Here is a 19,436-nt window from a genome sequence, read left to right on the forward strand (position 1 = left end):
ATGGTTATAAAAAAATCAACAATCTTAATTCTGGATGATGATACCTCGATCAGAACAGTTTTAAGTCAGGCCTTTACACGACTAGAATATAATGTAATGGCAACGACAAAAGTTGAATTGGGATTGGATTGGGTTAAGAAAAATAAAGTTGATCTTGTCATTACAGACATAATGATGCCTGATATAAATGGTTTTGATGTTATTGACAGGATTAAATCATTTAATATTGACATACCCATTATTGCTATAAGTGCATTATCAACACTTTCAACGGCATTAGAGGTTGAAAGAAAGAATATTTTTGAATATTTTCCAAAGCCTTTTGACCTTAATAAGTTAATTGCAACGGTACAAAAAGCATTAAAATCCTTAAAGGTCAATTTTTACAATTTTGATGGAATTATTCATGAAGAAAATTTACCCTTAATTGGTCAGTCAACAGCGATGCAGGAATTGTATCGTATGATCGCTAGGCTAATTCAATCTGATTTGACTGTTCTTATCACGGGAGAAAGCGGAACAGGTAAAGAGCTTGTTGCAAAAGTTTTACACAATTATGGTAATAGAAAAAACAATTCATTTATAACGATAAATTTGGCTATTTTACAGGATGATGATATTGAAAATGAGCTTTTGAAATATACTCCTTTTATTCTTGAAAATAAAAAAGAAATAGACAATCTGGAGAAAAACTATAATGGTACAATATTTTTGGATGAAATAGGTGAGTTATCACTATCTGCTCAATTTCATCTATTGAAATTTCTTGAAAAAAATTTTTGTTTCTCAACGAATAATTCAAACACAAAAAATTACCGTATCATAGCGACGTCAAAAAACAATCTATTTGAGTTGGTTAAAACCGGGCATTTCAGAGAAGATCTCTTTTATTGTTTAAATATTGCACCATTATATCTTCCCCCTTTAAGGGAGAGAACTGAGGATATACCTTTACTTATCCAACATTTTTTAAAAAATGATCAAAATATTATAAATTTTTCTAACGAGACTATGGATTATTTTTTGACTTATAGTTGGCCAGGAAATATTCGTGAATTAAAGAATATCATAACTCGTCTATTGATTTTATATCCCTATGAAACAATCGAGGTTGATTTTGTAAAAAAGATTTTAAATGATTCTTCCATGATTGATAAATCATTCAAGTTGGACAGATTAAAGCCTTTGTCAAAACTGATTGAAAGTCATCTAAACCGTTACTTTATTGAAAATAAAGGTCAACCAATTTCAAATTTACATGAAAAAATTATAATGGAAGTTGAGCGACCATTGATTGAAATGGCTCTTGTGGAAGCTGAAGGCAATCAAATAAAAACGGCTTCGATGCTGGGAATAAATCGAAATACGTTACGTAAAAAAATGAAAATGTTTAATCTTCTTGAATTGAGTAAAAAACATAAAGGCTCAACATGTCTGGAAAAATCTATAAGCAGAAAGTGAATAAGGTTACTGAAAAATTTTCTAATAGAAAAGCCACTATTTTCTTGGTTGTGCTGGCCTTGATTTTTACAATCATCACTTTTGTTATTCTTTCAGGTGGAATTGTTACATCTCATAAATCATCGGTACAATTTGTTATTTTAAGTATTAACGGATTTGTTCTTGTTTTATTGATACTAGCTTTATTCTTTTGTATATTTCGTTTGATTTCCGAACATAGACGACGGTTGGTTGGTTCAAAAATACATATCAAGCTGATTGTGTTATTTAGTATTATTGCCATAGTTCCAACCATCTTGGTTGGAATTTTTGCGACAATTTTATTTCATTTTGGCATTCAAAACTGGTTTAATAACAGGGTAAGCACAGCGCTTAATGAGGCTTTGCTGGCTTCAAAAGGTTATTTACAGGAACATAATGACAATATACGCACTGAAGCCTTTTCTTTGGCCAATTATATACAAGGTATTCAAAACAATTACGCTCAAGCAGGTCAGGATCTATATGATGATGGTAATAGCCTCGATCAGATTCTTGATTCTCAAGCAACATTAAGAGGATTAAATGCTGCCTTTGTCTACAACTCTTTTACCCAAAAAATAATTGCGTCGGGCGGTTTATTCAATAACACATCATACGCCAAACAATTACCTCGATCAGCGACCTTGATGTCGCATAATGATGTGGCAATTTTGGATTCACCTGATGAGGAAACAGTTCGTGCTGCCATTCCTATTAACGATACTCCGCCGCTCGTTTTACTGATTATAAGGCCTGTTGATCCGGTTATTCTTAATCATATGCATAAAACTGAAAAAGTTGTTATGCAATATAATGATTTGAACAACAAAAGTTCAAAAATTCAGGTGATGTTTGTAATTATATTTGCATTGATTGCATTGCTTGTTGTTTTGGTGGCCATTTTGATAGGGCTTTTTATTGCCAATCAAATTGCTCGTCCTGTCGGGTTATTGACGTTAGCCGCACAAAAGATCAGTAAGGGTAACCTCAATGTTAGGGTACCTGAATATGGTAAGGATGATGAAATAACCGATTTGGCACGTGCCTTTAATCAAATGACCAATCAACTTTCTGTCCAGCATAAAGAACTTATAGAGGCCAATCAGCAAATTGATGAACGCAGACGTTTCACCGAAGCGGTTTTATCCGGTGTTTCCAGTGGAGTGATTGGGTTGGACAAGCAGGCAGTAATTGAATTGCCTAATCGATCAGCAAATCAGCTTCTATCTATTGATTTAATGAATTATATAGGACATAAAATTACGGATGTTGTACCAGAATTCTCTCCCTTGCTATCAATTATTTCCGAAGAAAGAGATACCATCAATAACAATCATAAATTAATTCAAAAGGAAATTCAGATCAAAACCTCTGCTGGGAGTAGAATGTTGCTTGCCCAGATTGGGCCAGAAATCAGGGGAAATGAAATTGAGGGATTTGTAATTACCTTTGATGATATAACGGATTTACAAGCGGCGCAGAGAAAAGCCGCCTGGGCAGATATCGCCCGTCGAATTGCGCACGAAATCAAAAACCCTTTAACACCTATCCAACTTTCTGCAGAACGACTTCGAAGACGTTTTCTTAAAGAGATATCCAAAGATCAGGATATATATAATCAGTGTATTGATACAATTGTACGTCACGTTGGTGATATAGGTAGAATGGTGGATGAGTTTTCATCTTTTGCTCGACTTCCCCAACCTGTTATCAAAACAAACGAAGTGACACGCATTATTAGGGAAACATTATTTCTTCAGCAGAATGCACATTGTGAAATAAGATATCATACGGATTTGCCCAATGACAAAATTGAAATGAATTGTGATGCGCGATTGATAAGTCAGGCTCTCACCAACTTGTTTCAAAATGCATCAGATGCTATAAATATGGAAAATGAAAAAAGTAACGGTCATGAAAATTACATAGGAAATATTTGGGTTACATTAGAGTTAAATAAGAATACTATTATCATTTCAGTAAAAGATGATGGAATTGGTCTTCCACAGGAGGACAGGTTAAGGTTAACTGAACCTTATGTAACCCATAAACCTAAGGGAACAGGATTAGGTCTCGCTATTGTAAAAAAAATTATGGAAGAACATAATGGGACATTGCAGTTAAAAGATCGGATCGAAGGTCGGGGAACAATATCAATTTTGACTTTTCAAATACGAGGACAATATGACGCATGAGATTTTAATCGTCGATGATGAGCCAGATATTAGACTACTCATTGAGGGAATTTTACAAGATGAGGGGTATGAAACTCGACTTGCCGGGGATGCGGATTCAGCGATTAAGGCCTTTCATGCACGAAGACCATCCTTAGTCATTCTTGATATATGGTTGCAAGGGTCAAAAATGGATGGTTTGGAAATTCTTAAACTCATACAAAATGAAAAACCTGCTGTTCCCACTATCATGATATCAGGTCATGGAACAATAGAAACTGCTGTTTCCGCACTTCAACATGGTGCATATGATTTTATTGAGAAACCCTTCAAGACAGATCATCTGCTAGTAGTAGTCCGTCGTGCTCTGGAAGCTGCAAAATTGGCAAGGGAAAATGAAGAATTACGTTTCCGAAGTGGATACGAAGTTAAATTAAATGGACAAAGTCAAACTATCAATTCTGTCAAAAGTCAAATTGAGCGTGTTGCGCCAACGAATTCTCGAGTTCTAATATATGGTGCGCCAGGTACGGGAAAAGAAGTGGCTGCTCGAGCTATACATAAATTATCAAAAAGAGCAGAGGGGCCTTTTTTTGTATTAAATTGCGCAACCCTTTCCCCAACAAGATTTGAGGAGGAATTGTTTGGTATTGAGGGCAATACACAAAATAATTTGCAAAGACGTACCGGTGTTCTTGAAAAGGCTCATGGAGGTACGCTGGTGTTAGATGAGGTTGCCGACATGCCTCTTGAAACACAGGGAAAGATTGTTCGGGCATTACAGGATCAAACATTTCAACGTGTTGGCGGTTCCAGCCGCGTTAAGGTTGATGTGAGGGTTATTGCCATTACGAATAAGGATTTAAACCAGGAAATTGCCAATGGAAGATTCCGCAAGGATTTATATTATCGTCTTGCAGTTGTGCCTTTGAAAATTCCAAGCTTGAAGGAAAGAAGAGAAGATATACCTGAACTTGCAACTTTATTTTTGAAGCATTACTCTGAATTAACCGGAGTGCCAGTCATTGAATTATCAGCAGATGCTCTAACAACCTTACAGACTTATGAATGGCCAGGAAACGTACGTGAATTACGCAATTTAATGGAACGGCTTTTAATCATGATGCCTGGAAATGTTAATGAAGCCATCCGTACTGATATGTTGCCATCAAATGTCGGTCAAAACGCACCGGGTTTATTGAAAATCGATACACAAACTGATATCATCAGTCTTCCGTTAAGAGAGGCTCGTGATATTTTTGAAACGCAATATTTACAAGCTCAATTAATGCGGTTTGGTGGCAATATCAGTCGGACTGCTGGTTTTGTTGGAATGGAACGAAGTGCTTTACACAGAAAATTGAAACAGTTAGGAGTTACCGGATCAGAAGAAAGAAATAATAATAATATAAATAATTAAACTGTTAATATATGCAAGTTTCAATTTCATAAAGTGATTGGTAAAGGTTTTATTTTGTCAAAAGATACATATCAAAATATTCAAGATGTTTTTTTAAATCAGATCCGCCGTTCCAAAGTTTCAGTTACTGTTTTCTTAGTGAATGGCGTGAAATTACAGGGAATCATTTCTGGATTTGATAATTTCTCCATATTATTACGTAGAGAAAGTCATGCGCAGCTCGTTTATAAACATGCTGTAAGTACGATTATGCCCTCGTCACCTGTTCAACTCCCCTTTAATGCACCTGCAGCGACTTCAACTTCCACAACATCTGAAGAAAAGTGAGAATTTATATTTATGATTGAATCCGATTCAGTGAAATCATCAAATTTTGCTGCAGTCATTGTTCCATGGGATGTAAATCTAAAACAAAATGATAGGAATTCTAAATCTAGGCTTGAAGAGATTGTTGGATTAGTATCATCTATTAAAATTGATATTGTCTATAGAGAGATTATAAATATTCGGTCATTCCGTTCCTCAACCTTAATAGGGCGGGGAAATATCGAAAATTTAAAATCTGTTATTATTGAGAAAAAGATTCAAGTTGTTATTTTTGATGCACGTTTAAGTCCAATTCAGCAACGAAACCTTGAAAAAGAACTTAATTGTAAGGTTATAGATCGAACAGCCTTAATACTGGATATTTTTGGTGAAAGAGCGCAGACCAGAGAAGGTGTGTTACAGGTTGAACTTGCCCACCTACAATATCAGCGTAGCCGACTAGTTAGATCATGGACTCATTTAGAAAGGCAGAGAGGTGGGTTTGGGTTTATGGGGGGGCCCGGTGAAACCCAAATTGAAGCGGATAGAAGGCTGATTGATGAACGGATTACTCGTTTAAAAAAAGATCTTGAACAGGTTAGAAGGACAAGAGGATTGCATCGTAAGGCTCGAAGAAAAGTCCCTTTTCCTATAATTGCCTTAGTTGGCTATACAAATGCAGGAAAATCCACTTTATTCAATCATTTGACAGAGGCTTCTGTTCATGCTCAGGATCAACTTTTTGCTACACTTGATCCAACCATGCGCAAGATTGATCTGCCATCAGGAAAAACAGTCATTCTTTCTGATACAGTTGGTTTTATTAGCGACCTCCCAACCGAATTGATAGCTGCTTTTAGAGCAACGCTTGAAGAAATTTCCGAAGCGGATATCATATTACATGTAAGAGACATTTCACATCCAGAGACCCGTCAACAACAACAAGATGTTTCTTCTGTATTGGACATGATGGTGAAAGATGATGTATTGAGTGAAAACTGGAGGTCATCGACAATTGAAGTTCTCAATAAAATCGACCTCGTAGATTATACTGAATTAACAGGCAAAAATGATAATATTGTCGGTGTATCTGCCTTGACAGGACAAAATCTACCCTCGCTCATTTCTAAAATTGATCAAAGATTGCAATGTTCAATGGAAAAATTGACATATGCTATTGATATTGTTGATGGTTCAGCTTTAGCATGGCTTTATGATCATGGAGAAATTCTTGAGCGTCATGATAGCGAAAAAATCATTCAGGTAACGCTGTTACTTTCTCCTATAGATAGAGCTCGATTTGAACAGCTTTATACGTACTAAAATTTTTTTATATTTTCATTTCATACATTCGATGAATTTTATTGGGTTCTGGAACAATCCGTTCAATTAAGTTTCGCATACCATGATTTGTTTCCAAAATCCATCCCAATTCAATTGTTTTATAGGGTAAGACTTCTCCACGTTCAAAAAGTTCGGATATAACCAATGATGGCATCAAAGCTCCCAGAGCTGTATCTCTTATGGATCCACTTATACCAAGCAAAATAACGCGGGCTGAATGAAATTGGTGTCGTAAGATTCGATAAATCAATTTACTATATCCCAAAAGGGATGGATCAGGTCCGATATCAATGATTAAATCATAAATATTGGGAATTACCAAAGCAACAGCCACTGGAATATAATTTTGTTCAACCAGAACAAAATTATCAGGTTTTAGCATGGATTTTAAATCTTTAATTAATACAGACATCTCGATTGAGGTGAGAGGAACAAAGCCCCAAGTATCATGCCATGCATCATTGTAAAGTTGGCGAAGAATTTCACCATCCCGCGCAATTTCTTTTGTATTTAATTTTCTGGTTGTAATGTTACCCAATTTTCCACATCCCATTTTCAAACCTGCAGGTATTTTATGGGCCTGTTTAGCTCGTGGACCGAATTTCATCTGATATGAAAGTAGATCCATGGCTTTTTCAAGACCGACTGCTTCAATATGGTGATGAAGCCAGGTTGGATGCCAGGGAATGGCAACGGTTGGTAAGGCATTTTGCCCTGTTATCATTATCCCTATTTCAGAATTGGCATTTAGAGTATAAGGTCCCCTGATTTTTTCCATGCCATTATGTTTCAACCATTTGGTTGCGGCGTCTATTAATTTTTTTACGACGCATAAATCATCAATTGCATCCAATGCACCGAACAAACCGACAGGTTCCTTCCATTGTCTTAACGCATTCGGATCAATTTGTGCAGAAATACGTCCAACAGGTTGATGATTTTTATATGCTATGAAATATTTTGCTGAACCATATCGAAAAAAAGCTGATTTTTTTGGATCTAATAAGCTTGATTCTTGCCAGTCCAAGGGAGGGACATATCCAGATAAACCTTTATATAGAAGACGTGGCAATTGAATAAAAAGTTTAAGCTGTTGTTTGGTTTGAACAGGAACAATATCAATATTATTGATGGAGCAAGAATTAAGGGACATGTAAAAACCATAGAAATTATGAATTATTATTTTTGAATTTTACCAATGTAAACTATAAAATAGCATTTTCTGCTTTTATATATAAAAGGATTTTGTCTTGATAGATATAAATTTATCAAAAAACAATCAAACCTTAAATTATCAATCAAAAACTCAATTTAATTCTGCAAAAAATATTCTGATTACCGGGGCTTCCAGTGGAATAGGCCAATCGTTGGCAATAGCATGTGCAAACAAAGGCAAAACTCTTTTTTTATGGGGTCGTTCTCAAGAAAAGTTGGATAGAACGGCACAATTATGTCTAAACAAAGGGGCAAAGGTTCAAATATTTAGTATCGATCTTGCAGATTCAAAAAATAGCTTACGCCAACTGGAAACATTATTAATCAATTATACAATTGATATGGCAATCATGGCTGCCGGTTCAGGGGATATAAGGGAGGATAAAAACAATTTGGAAAGTGATGAGTTATTATTGAAACTGATGCATTTGAATTATGTAACACCATGTGTCATGGGTAATAAAATAGCTCAACAAATGATTGATCGTGGAATTTATGGACAATTGGTCTTTGTCGGTTCGGTTGCTGCATTTCATTCATTGCCTTTTGCAACTGCCTATAGTAGTTCAAAAGCCGGTTTAAGTCGTTTTGTTGATTCTTTGAGAATTTCCGTGAAAAAATGGAATATAAAAATCACTTTAATCACTCCTGGATTTGTCGATACACCCATGAGCCAAAGGTTGGAATGTAACAAACCTTTTATGATTTCATTAGAAACCGCAACTCAAAAAATAATTAAAGCGGTTGATGAGGGAAAAACAGAGCTAATTATGCCTAAATTGTTTGTTTATCTAAAATGGATTGATCTTGTTATGCCTAACAGATTAAAAGACTTTATTCTCTCTCGTCTTAAAGTGAAACAATCTTGAGATCTGGAGGTCCGGGAGGGAATTGAACCCCCGTAAACGGATTTGCAATCCGCTGCATGAGCCACTCTGCCACCGGACCATTTGATCAAGCTATTGCCTATATCAATGAAATTGGTAAAAAGGTCAAGAAAAAAATGTATAAAAACTTTACTTTTCATATTTGAGTAGTTCATGGTATTAATTTTGAAAGCATAGATATAGAGATTTTATAAACAATGACCCATCCGAATTTTGATTTTGTTCAGGCCCGGCAAAACATGATTGAAAATCAGTTACGTCCAGCTGAAGTCAGTCATGTTAAATTAATAGAAATAATGCGTGTTTTACCACGCGAATATTGTGTTCTGAATAACCAAAAAGAAATGGCTTATTCAGATATTAATATTTCACTTTTTGATCAACGGTATCTTAGTGAGCCAAGAGTGCTCGCCAGACTTGTTCAACTAGCAAATATTGAGGCAAAGCAAAAAATATTGGTTATTGGTGCAGGGACTGGATATCTTTCAGCCATTATTTCCTTAATGGGTGCGGAAGTATATGCACTGGAAGAAAATGAAAAGTTGTCTGTTATTGGAAAAAAATTCTGTAATGAATATGCATCTGACGTGCAATGGTGTGATGGAATATTACAGGATGGATATCCAAAAAATAAATTTTATGATGCCATAATAATTGACGGCTGTATTAAGGAAATTTCAAAAAAACTGATTGATCAATTAAATAAAAATGGTCATATTATTACGGTATTAAAAAAAGATGGTGATATAGGTCATGCAGTTACAGCAAAAAAGACTGATGAAGGTATAGTAATACAAAAAAGTTTTTATGCTGCCTTACCTTATTTACCAGAATTCATGAAATAATTAATATTTTTTAGCTGCTATTTTATTTTAAAGTGTTATTAATAAGGTATTATCATGATCGTCAATCGTAATTTTGGAATAAGTTTATTAACATTTTTTGCATCGACTACTGTATATGCTCAAAATTATGATGGATCAGGTATGCCAAGTTTTATTCCGCATACGCTTGAAGAAGCTCTGGCGACAGCTTATTTAACCAATCCAGATTTGCAACAGGAACGTGCCAGCTTGAGAGCCGTGGATGAACAGGTTTCGACAGCACATGCAGGTTGGAGACCGACTATCACGACTGGTTTGACTGGTGTTGTGACAGAGGGTTATAACTTAGGTGTTTCTGAACCGGCATTAGGTGCTGCAGGAGTTCATTATCCTAAATCTACTACAGAACAAAAATCAGGTGGACGACTTGGATATGGTGCAAATGTTAATATAACACAACCTATTTATCAGGGTGGGAAAACGACTGCTCAAACGCATGAGGCAATAAACAAGGTCATGGCTGAAAGGGCAAAACTTTTATCAACTGAACAAAAGGTTTTTAGTAAGGTTATTGATGCTTATGTAGCTGTTATACAATATCAGCAGCTGTTACAGATTAATATTAACAATGAAAAAATTCTGGCTGAACAGGTCAAGGCCACACATCAGCGTTTTAATCTTGGAGAAGTTACGCGAACCGATTCTGCACAGGCGGAAGCGGCATTAGCCGCAGCACGAGCACAGCGTCAAACGACTGAAGGAGATTTGCGTGGTGCTGAGGCAACCTATACCCAAGTTGTGGGGATTGCGCCAGCTCCTAATCTTAAACCACCTCAACCTCTGATTTTACCGATCAAAACAGAACAGGAAGCAATTGCACAGGCAGCATCAAACAATCCAGACGTGATTTCAGCCCTGTTTACTGAAGCATCACAAAAAGATGATGTAAATGTGGCTATATCGGAAATTATGCCTAAGCTTAATGCTTCTTTATCCTATCAACGCATGGTCAATCAAGGAGTAGGACAAAATACATCAGATCAAAAAATGGGTATGTTGCAATTAAACATTCCCATTTATCAAAGTGGTGCGGAATATTCTAAAATACGTGAAGCAAAACAGTTGGCTCAGGCTGCACATCGTCAAGTCAGTTCTCAACGAAGAAGTGCCATGCAGCTTGCCTCTACAAACTGGCAAAAATTAATGGCAGCCAAAGCGGCCATAGCAAGCAACCGTGCCGCCATTGCGTCAAATATCATTGCTTTGGCTGGTGTTGAAAAACAGGCTGTTGTTGGAACAAGTACAACATTGGAAATGTTACAACAGCAACAAACCTTGTTAAATTCACAAACCACACTTATTCAGAATTTAAGCTCAATGGTAACGGCATCTTATAGTATTGCTTCAGCCATTGGGCGTTTAACGGCACAAGACCTTAAACTGAATGTTCCCCATTATGATTATACAGCATATTATAATGCTGTTAAAAACAGATGGTGGGGTATGAGTGACTACGCACAGGATCAACCTGGACGTTAATAATTTTTCTTTAGTATAATAAATATAATAAATGTTAGATAAAAAATTTAATCCATCTGCTTGTGAAAACGATTTATACCATATATGGGAAAAAAATGGTTCTTTTTCAGCCAACCCGGAAATAAATGAAAGAAAACCTTTTGCCATAATGATCCCGCCACCAAATGTGACGGGTACCTTGCACATAGGACATGCCCTAACGATGACCTTACAGGATACCCTTGTAAGGTTTCGTCGTATGCAGGGATATGATGTGTTGTGGCAACCAGGTACGGATCATGCCGGTATTTCGACTCAATTGGTTGTTGATCGTCAATTAACAGCTCAAGGCATTGATCGTAAAATCTTGGGTAGGGAAAAATTTATTGAACGTGTCTGGCAATGGAAAGAGGAATCTGGTGGTCAAATTACCCAACAATTGAGACGGGTTGGTGCATCTCTTGATTGGAGGAGAGAGCGCTTTACAATGGATGAAGGTTTGTCTGAAGCTGTTAAAAAAGTCTTCATCACGCTTTATCGAGAAGGGTTGATTTATCAGGATAAGCGTTTGGTGAACTGGGATCCTGTTTTCAGATCTGCCGTTTCCGATCTTGAAGTCGAAAATAGAGAAATACAGGGAAATCTCTGGTATATCAAATACCCGTTAGTAGAGGATAATACTCAATTTATCATTATTGCAACAACTCGTCCAGAAACAATGTTGGGTGATACTGCAATCGCTGTTCATCCAGAAGATGACCGTTATAAAGATCTGATAGGCAAAAAAGTTGTTGTTCCATTAACTAATCGTGAAATTATAATTGTTGCCGATGAATATTCAGATCCTGAAAAAGGTACAGGAGCAGTGAAAATTACACCTGCTCATGATTTTAATGATTTTGAAGTAGGTCGTCGTCACAACCTGAAATTGATAACAATTTTGGATGAAAGTGCAGCAATTGATCTAAATGAGTTATCTGAAAATGAAAAATCAGATTTTATATGTTCTTTACAATCATTACCTCGTGATAAAGCACGTAAAATCATTGTCGAAGAATTAAAAAGGCTTGAATATATTGAAAAAATAGAATCGCATAAACATCAGGTTCCTCATGCTGAACGTGGAGGGGCAGTTATTGAACCTAGATTAACCACACAATGGTATTGTGACGCAAAAACGCTTTCTGAACCTGCTATCAGGGCGGTACAATCGGGAAGGATGAAATTCGTTCCCAAACAATGGGAAAACACTTTTTTTGCTTGGATGAGGGATCTGCAACCCTGGTGTATAAGTCGCCAATTATGGTGGGGGCATCAAATACCCGCGTGGTATGGTCCTGATAATACTGTTTTTGTAGCCTATGATGAAAACGAGGCTAAACAGCAAGCATTAAAATATTATGGATGTGAGCAGGAATTACGAAGAGATGAAGATGTTTTGGATACATGGTTTTCATCCGCATTGTGGCCATTTTCGACATTGGGGTGGCCAAATGAAACAATAGAATTAGACCGTTATTATCCCGGAAACGTGTTAATAACAGGTTTTGATATCATTTTCTTTTGGGTTGCGAGAATGATGATGATGGGAATGCATTTTATGAAAGATATTCCCTTTAAAACCATTTATTTACATGGACTTGTACGTGACGAAAAAGGTCAAAAAATGTCCAAAACCAAAGGGAATGGTATTGATCCTATTGAAATAATCGACGAGTTCGGTGCTGATGCAATGCGATTCACTATTTGCGCTTTGACAGGGCCGGGTCGAGATATCAAACTAAGTAAAAAACGTATTGAGGAATATCGTACATTCATCACCAAGTTATGGAATGCTGCACGATTTTGCGAAATGAATCAAGTGACTGAAAATACTGAATATTCACCATCCGATATTCAGTTATCCCTAAATCAATGGATTTTAGCAGAATTATCAAAAACGATTAGACAGGCCACAGCTGCTCTGGATAATTTTCGTTATGATGAATATGCTTCTGTTTGTTATCATTTTACATGGGATAAATTTTGTGATTGGTTTTTAGAATTTGCAAAATCGGCGTTTCAAAAAAATAACCACGATACAGTAAAAGAAGTTAGAACAATCACTGCTTTTGTATTAAAGAATTTGTTAAAAATTTTACATCCCGTTATTCCGTTTGTAACAGAAATTATTTGGGCTGAATTTGGATTTGGTAAAAAAGGAAGCCTGATCACGTCTTCATGGCCAAAAAGTTATGAATTGGAGACAGCTATTTCTCAAAAGGCAAATGATGAAATAGATTTTATAATAAAATTAATAACTGAAATTCGTGTTTTAAAAGCTGAAATGAATATCCCGCCAGCAAAACTAATACCTGTTCTGGTTAAAGATATTGATCAAAAATATTTCCAAATTATTGAACAATGGTCAGATGCCATTGGCAGAATGGCCAGAGTGCAATCTATTGCCAAATTACAGAATGAAATACCATCTGGTTCGATTCAAACAATTATAGATGATACAATTTTGGTCTTACCCTTACAAGGCATTATTGATATAAAGAAAGAAAAAGAACGCTTAACAAAGGAAATCGAAAAAATTGCATTGGAAATTGAACAGCTGAATAAAAAATTATCCAACCAGAATTTTCTTAGTAAGGCAAGACCTGAAATTATTGAAGAAAATCGTGAACGGTTAAAACAGTTGGTAAAATCTGAAAAGCGATTTAAAACCGCTTTATTGCATTTAAATTAAAAGTAAAATTTTCAACTATTAAGGATGTTGAAAAGGTAATTCAATATCCTTTTAATTGTACAAATATTTACAAATATTATAATTGATTATTCATCAAAAAAATTTATCTTGTATAAAGGAAAAAATATGCATGGAAATGAAAAAAATCAATTAACAAACAATATAGTTTTGGGTGGCGGATGTTTTTGGTGTATAGAAGCAATTTTAAAAAATGTTAAGGGTATCCGTACTATTATACCGGGTTATTCAGGAGGATATACTGAAAACCCAACTTATAAGGAGGTATGCACTAATCAAACTGGGCATGCCGAAGTGGTAAAAATCATTTATGATCCTGATACTATTAGTCTTGATAACATATTAAAATTATTTTTTGTTATTCACGATCCCACGACGAAAGATCGACAAGGTGGAGATATCGGTTCGCAATATCGTTCAATAATTTTACCCGCATCTGTAGAGCAGGAAAAAATTGCCTATAAAGTTAAAAAAGAAATTCAAGATGAAAAAATATGGAAAAATCCAATTGTAACAGAAATTAAAATGCTGAATAAATTCTATCCAGCTGAAAAAGAACATCAAAATTATTTTGAATTACATCCTGAAGAGGCTTATTGTCAGGCTGTAATTGAACCAAAAGTCCGAAAATTCCGACAGAAATTTATCGACTACCTAAAAAAATAATATTATGATTTATCAATATTCTTGTCATCTTCATCAAGGAAAAACTGGTCAGTTTCCTCATCAAAATCAAAAATTTCTGCATATCTGACCCAACCAATAATGGTTAACAAAGTCTGACGTGCTGAATTTGGTGACATGGTATCAGTCAATTCATCGCGGAACCTTTCAGCACTTGCTCTATGGTTGGGTCGTTCATCCAGAATGGAACGTATCGAACGAATCAATGAAACATTCTTTATCAAACTCTTACGGAATATATCCTTACGTTCTTCCAATTCAGAATTAACAAGTTTTTTTCCCAATTCAGTTAGGCGGATATCACCTTCGGCCATATCAGCGAATTCAAGCATTTGCAAGGTTTCACCAATAGGCAGTAAATCATCCAGCTCCATTTGCAGACTCTTGGCCAATTGAGGCAAATCTGCCTTTCCACAATAGGGTTCTGTATATAATGTTTCCATCATACCGATCATAAGATTCATTGACATACGTGGAAGCGCTGCATAACGATTATTTACCGCTTGTTTCATATCGATATTGTTTGGATCGACATTGATTGGATCACGATGAGTCATGAGAATATAAATCCGGTCAACAAATTGTCGAAAAGCCGGATCTTCCCGATTACGGGGATGAGGAAACGTAACTTCCAACTCGTGGGCAATTGTACCCGGATTTGAAGAAAATATAAGTAAACGGTCACACATCAATACAGCTTCCTCGATACTATGTGTAACAATCAAAATGGATTTTACTGGTAATTTTTTTTCTACCCACAGTTCAATAAGATCAGTTCTTAAATTTTCAGCTGTAAGAACATCAAGGGCAGAAAAAGGTTCATCCATCAATAAAAGATCTGGATGCACTACCAACGCTCTTGCCAATCCAACACGTTGACGCATTCCACCCGAAAGCTCTTTTGGGTAAGCCTTTTCATAACCCCCTAAACCAATAAGATCTATTGCCTCTTCACTTAACTGTTCCATATTTTTTCGTGGGGTGTTTTTTGCTTCAAGTCCCAACTGAACATTATCTTGTACAGTCAACCATGGAAAAAGAGCGAAAGATTGAAAAACCATTGCTACATCCTTTGCCGGACCTGACAATAATTGGTTTTTCCATTTTACCTCTCCTTTGCTTGGTGGGGTTAAACCAGCAATAATTCTCAATAAAGTGGATTTTCCAGAGCCAGAGCGTCCCAATAATCCGACAATCTCCCCTTGTTTCAAGGTTAAATTGACGTTATCTAAAACCACCAATTCAGAATTATTATCTTTTTTATATGATTTTTGACAATTCTTGATTTGAAGTAAAATATCCTGTTTTTGATTCATGGTTTTTTCCTTAGATAAAGGACAAGCGTCGTTGCGCAAAACTATATAAAGGATGCCAGACAATCCGATTGAAAAGAATGACAAAGGCCGACATTACAACCATGCCAAGTCCGACCTTAAATGTATTGCCCATTTCTGTTGCAAGTGCGATATATGATCCCAAACCTTCAGCAATCAAGGTTGTATTGCCCCAACTTGCTAATTCTGCAGCGATGGAAGCATTCCAAGCTCCTCCACATGCAGTGAGTGCTCCAGTAACATAATAGGGAAAAATGGCAGGCAACATAATCTTAAACCACCATAGTTTTCCATGGATTTGTAAATTGTTTACCACCTCTCTCAAATCACCGGGAAAATTTGAGGCGCCACCAACAACATTAAATAAAATGTACCATTGTGTTCCCAATATCATCAATGGCGTCAACCAAATATTACTACTTAAGTGAAAATGAACAATTCCAACAACAAAAAACGGAAAAAACAGATTGGCTGGAAAGGCAGCCATGAATTGCGCGATAACCTGTGTTCTTTTTGCCCATTTGGGACGTAATCCCAACCATATTCCTGCAGGTACCCAAATGATACTTGCCAGAATTATCATGCTTATAACTCTTAAAAGTGTTAAAAATCCCAGCCAGATAACATATAAAATTTCATGAATGGTCAATTGGTTATGGACAGTGTGATAAATGTAAAAACCAGCGATTATGCCCAGAAAACATAATACAGAAATATAAATGACATCTGATGTTTTTGTTGCAATGAATTTTTCATTGAAGAAATTATTTTTCCTGCCAAGAGGCAGGTTGGCAATCTTATGCATTAATTTACCAATAATGGTCATTACCCACCGAATAAAATAGGTTTTATGTATAAGACGTAAAAACCAAGGAGCAGTGTCTGTTTCGCTTTGTGTAGTTTCAAACCTAAATTTTGATGACCATGCAACCAGAGGCCGGAATAGTAATTGGTCATATGCCAAAATAACAAACAACATTGCTCCAATTGCATAAAAAATTGCGACCAGATTTCTTTGTTCAATTGCCATACCTACATACGATCCTATTCCAGGCAAAACAATGTTTGTATTTCCAACAGTGATTGTTTCTGAATAGACAATCATGAACCAGCCACCGGACATGGACATCATCATATTCCAGATCAATCCTGGAATAGCGAATGGAACTTCCAGTTTCCAAAAACGTTGCCATCCAGTTAAACCAAAACAACGTGCGGCTTCTTCCATATCAGGAGGTATCGTTTTGAGGGATTGATACAAACTAAATGCCATATTCCACGCCTGACTGGTAAAAATCGTAAATATTGCAGCCAGTTCGGCACCAAGAATTTTGCCGGGAAATAATCCCATAAAAAAGACAACTGTAAAGGTTAAAAACCCTAAAATGGGCACAGATTGCAATATATCGAGAACAGGAATTAGCAGCATTTCCGCCTTACGACTTTTGGCTGCCAAGACTGCGTATCCAAAGGTAAAAAGTAAAGAAGCGAAAAGAGCGGCAAACATGCGTAAAGTTGTACGCATGGCATATCCTGGCAAATAGATGGGATCCAGGTGTATAAGTTGCGCATTTGGCATATTCAAGGGTTGTATAACGTGCCGTGTAGCTGTTGCAATCGATACCCCTAGTGCAATCACACATATAATGGTGATTGCATCAAAAATATTTGGTTTCGATTGAACAGTTACGCTGGCGGGAATATTCTGTTTTTTCATTTGCCCGCCTAGTCCTCTTAATTGTATTTTATTGTTAGATTGAACGATAATTATTCACTAAACTCGATCATATTTTATAAAAAATGATCAGACACCCGTACTTCCAAAACCTCCACACGATCGTTCCGTTTCTTCGAGAATATCTGTTTCTTCCCAAACTGCCCGAATAACTGGGGCTATAATAGCTTGTGCAATGCGCATACCACGTTCGACCACAAAGGATTCTTTCCCAGTGTTCAATAAAATTACTTTAACTTCACCACGATAATCTTCATCAATCGTACCGGGAGAATTGGGAAGTAATATTCCATGTTTCAGGGCCAATCCTGATCTGGGACGGATTTGCAACTCATAATTATGGGGTAAAGCTATCTGTAACCCTGTAGGAATAAGCGCTATTTCTTGCGATAAGATTGTAATCGGTTCATTAACGGCAGCCAGTAAGTCCATTCCTGCCGCACCAATGGTTGCATAAGAAGGGAGTGGCAGTTCCATGGAATGTGCCAGCCTTTTTACTCGAATTCTAGGAAAGGGTGCCAAGGACATGTTAATTACCCCCTATTTTCTGATTTGAAAAATGTAATGATTTCCTGCGTCAAAAGATATCCAATCTTTTCTTTACTGGCTCTCTCAAAATGCTGCTTACCAGAGGATGACAGAATTGTCACCTCATTTTCTGAGCCCCCCATGATATTTGTTGAAGATTGGACATCGTTAACAACTATCCAATCGCAACCTTTACGTATTCTTTTATCAACTGCATTTTTTAAATGGTTTTCAGTCTCCGCTGCGAATCCGATAACAAGTTTTGGACGATTATTTTTAAGTTGAGAAATTTTTGCAAGAATATCAGGATTGATTTCCATTTCCAGAATTGGTGAGAGAATATCCGCTGTCTTTTTGATTTTATGTTTGGCAACATTCCTGACTCGCCAATCAGAAACTGCAGCAGTCATAACAGCCATATCTACAGGTAAATGTGCAAGACATGCATCTAGCATTTCATTAGCTGTCCTAACTTTTACGGTGTTTATATTGTCAGGTGGTGATAGTGATACGGGTCCTGAAATCAGGGTAACCTCTGCACCAGCATCCCGTAAGCTTTCTGCAATGGCATAACCTTGTCTGCCTGATGAATAATTACCTATAAAACGGATAGGGTCAATCGGTTCGAAAGTTGGACCAGCTGTGACAAGTGCTTTCTTGCCTTCCAAGGGGCGATCAGGCGCCAAGATATTACGAATATGATCTATAAATTTATCTGGAGAGATAAGGCGTCCATAACCATACTCTCCACAGGCCATCTTTCCTTTTGCGGGTCCTGCAATGACCATATTTCTTTCTTTAAGTGTTTGTATATGATTTTGTGTAATAGGATTTTCCCACATATGAACATTCATTGCCGGAGCAATAAGAACAGGCATAGTTGGTGGAGCAGCTAAAATAATAGTGCTGGCAAGATTATCGGCAATACCCAAGGCAATTTTTGCAATCAAATTGGCAGAGGCGGGATAGATAATTATAAGATCCGCTTCTCTGGTTAATGAAATATGTTCAATATTATGATTTTGGGTCAATGAAAATAAATCTTGATAAACTTCATTGCCACTTAAGGTTTGCAAAGATAGGGGAGTGATGAATTCAGCCCCTGATTGCGTCAAAACACATTTTACATTATGATGATTTTTGCGAAATAGACTTATGAGTTCTAAAGCTTTATAGGCTGCTATTCCGCCAGAAATGATTAGTAAAATGTTTTTGGGTACCATGGAATTTTTT

15 protein-coding genes and 1 tRNA gene are annotated in these 19,436 nt (G+C 36.5%); 10 read left to right on the forward strand and 6 right to left on the reverse strand.

The features are described 5' to 3' along the window. Genes H3R33_RS03695 through hflX form a run of 5 tightly spaced genes read left to right on the forward strand, consistent with a single transcriptional unit; the run spans nt 1 to nt 6,705 of the window. Complete coding sequence (locus H3R33_RS03695) at nt 1-1,461, forward strand: sigma-54 dependent transcriptional regulator (RefSeq protein ID WP_198185342.1); 1,461 nt, start codon at nt 1-3, stop codon at nt 1,459-1,461. Then, nucleotides 1,431-3,677, forward strand: a complete 2,247-nt coding sequence (locus tag H3R33_RS03700) for a PAS domain-containing sensor histidine kinase (RefSeq protein WP_198185343.1) — start codon at nt 1,431-1,433, stop codon at nt 3,675-3,677. The genes H3R33_RS03695 and H3R33_RS03700 overlap by 31 nt, the downstream gene beginning before the upstream one ends. After that, the gene (locus tag H3R33_RS03705) at nt 3,667-5,076 is read left to right on the forward strand and encodes a sigma-54 dependent transcriptional regulator (protein WP_155571923.1); all 1,410 of its coding nucleotides are present in this window, start codon (nt 3,667-3,669) and stop codon (nt 5,074-5,076) included. The genes H3R33_RS03700 and H3R33_RS03705 overlap by 11 nt, the downstream gene beginning before the upstream one ends. A 54-nt stretch (nt 5,077-5,130) precedes the next feature. Then, the gene (hfq, locus tag H3R33_RS03710; protein ID WP_122124269.1) at nt 5,131-5,403 is read left to right on the forward strand and encodes an RNA chaperone Hfq; all 273 of its coding nucleotides are present in this window, start codon (nt 5,131-5,133) and stop codon (nt 5,401-5,403) included. 12 nt (nt 5,404-5,415) lie between these two features. Then, complete coding sequence (gene hflX / locus H3R33_RS03715; RefSeq protein ID WP_198185344.1) at nt 5,416-6,705, forward strand: GTPase HflX; 1,290 nt, start codon at nt 5,416-5,418, stop codon at nt 6,703-6,705. 7 nt (nt 6,706-6,712) lie between these two features. On the opposite strand, the gene H3R33_RS03720 is transcribed toward hflX, so the two are convergent. Then, on the reverse strand, nt 6,713-7,879 hold the full coding sequence (locus tag H3R33_RS03720; RefSeq protein WP_122123567.1) for a hypothetical protein: 1,167 nt from the start codon (nt 7,877-7,879) through the stop codon (nt 6,713-6,715). A 97-nt stretch (nt 7,880-7,976) separates the two neighbouring features. Here H3R33_RS03720 and H3R33_RS03725 point away from each other — a divergent pair, with 97 nt between their 5' ends. After that, a complete protein-coding gene (locus tag H3R33_RS03725) occupies nt 7,977-8,810 on the forward strand; it encodes an SDR family oxidoreductase (RefSeq protein WP_198185345.1) in 834 nt (277 codons plus the stop codon). A gap of 4 nt (nt 8,811-8,814) precedes the next feature. On the opposite strand, the gene H3R33_RS03730 is transcribed toward H3R33_RS03725, so the two are convergent. Beyond that, nucleotides 8,815-8,889 (reverse strand) — tRNA-Cys (locus H3R33_RS03730). A gap of 136 nt (nt 8,890-9,025) precedes the next feature. Here H3R33_RS03730 and H3R33_RS03735 point away from each other — a divergent pair. The 4 genes from H3R33_RS03735 to msrA all read left to right on the forward strand — a co-directional run bounded on the left by H3R33_RS03735 (nt 9,026) and on the right by msrA (nt 14,588). Continuing rightward, nucleotides 9,026-9,673: a protein-L-isoaspartate O-methyltransferase gene (locus H3R33_RS03735; RefSeq protein ID WP_122123565.1), complete on the forward strand. Its 648-nt coding sequence runs from the start codon at nt 9,026-9,028 to the stop codon at nt 9,671-9,673. A 54-nt stretch (nt 9,674-9,727) separates the two neighbouring features. Continuing rightward, nucleotides 9,728-11,191 carry a TolC family outer membrane protein gene (locus H3R33_RS03740; RefSeq protein WP_110437977.1) on the forward strand — a complete coding sequence of 488 codons (1,464 nt, stop codon included), beginning with the start codon at nt 9,728-9,730 and terminating at the stop codon, nt 11,189-11,191. Between the two features lie 31 nt (nt 11,192-11,222). Next, nucleotides 11,223-13,904: a valine--tRNA ligase gene (locus tag H3R33_RS03745; protein ID WP_198185346.1), complete on the forward strand. Its 2,682-nt coding sequence runs from the start codon at nt 11,223-11,225 to the stop codon at nt 13,902-13,904. Nucleotides 13,905-14,030: 126 nt separating this feature from the next. After that, entirely contained in the window at nt 14,031-14,588 is a 558-nt protein-coding gene (gene msrA, locus H3R33_RS03750) for a peptide-methionine (S)-S-oxide reductase MsrA (protein ID WP_198185347.1), read from the forward strand. Nucleotides 14,589-14,590: 2 nt separating this feature from the next. On the opposite strand, the gene H3R33_RS03755 is transcribed toward msrA, so the two are convergent. From H3R33_RS03755 to coaBC, 4 genes are all read right to left on the reverse strand, one after another. Continuing rightward, nucleotides 14,591-15,922 (reverse strand): AAA-associated domain-containing protein, encoded by a 1,332-nt coding sequence (locus H3R33_RS03755; RefSeq protein WP_110437974.1) that lies wholly within the window; start codon nt 15,920-15,922, stop codon nt 14,591-14,593. Nucleotides 15,923-15,932: 10 nt separating this feature from the next. After that, nucleotides 15,933-17,657, reverse strand: coding sequence for an ABC transporter permease subunit (locus tag H3R33_RS03760; RefSeq protein WP_198185348.1), 1,725 nt, complete (start codon nt 17,655-17,657; stop codon nt 15,933-15,935). Nucleotides 17,658-17,744: 87 nt separating this feature from the next. Beyond that, on the reverse strand, nt 17,745-18,203 hold the full coding sequence (gene dut, locus H3R33_RS03765) for a dUTP diphosphatase (RefSeq protein WP_122123561.1): 459 nt from the start codon (nt 18,201-18,203) through the stop codon (nt 17,745-17,747). A 5-nt stretch (nt 18,204-18,208) separates the two neighbouring features. After that, nucleotides 18,209-19,426: a bifunctional phosphopantothenoylcysteine decarboxylase/phosphopantothenate--cysteine ligase CoaBC gene (gene coaBC / locus H3R33_RS03770; protein ID WP_198185349.1), complete on the reverse strand. Its 1,218-nt coding sequence runs from the start codon at nt 19,424-19,426 to the stop codon at nt 18,209-18,211. Between the last annotated feature and the right edge of the window lie 10 nt (nt 19,427-19,436).

It is taken from the genome of Commensalibacter sp. B14384M2 (assembly GCF_016101865.1).
Lineage (GTDB): Bacteria > Pseudomonadota > Alphaproteobacteria > Acetobacterales > Acetobacteraceae > Commensalibacter > Commensalibacter melissae.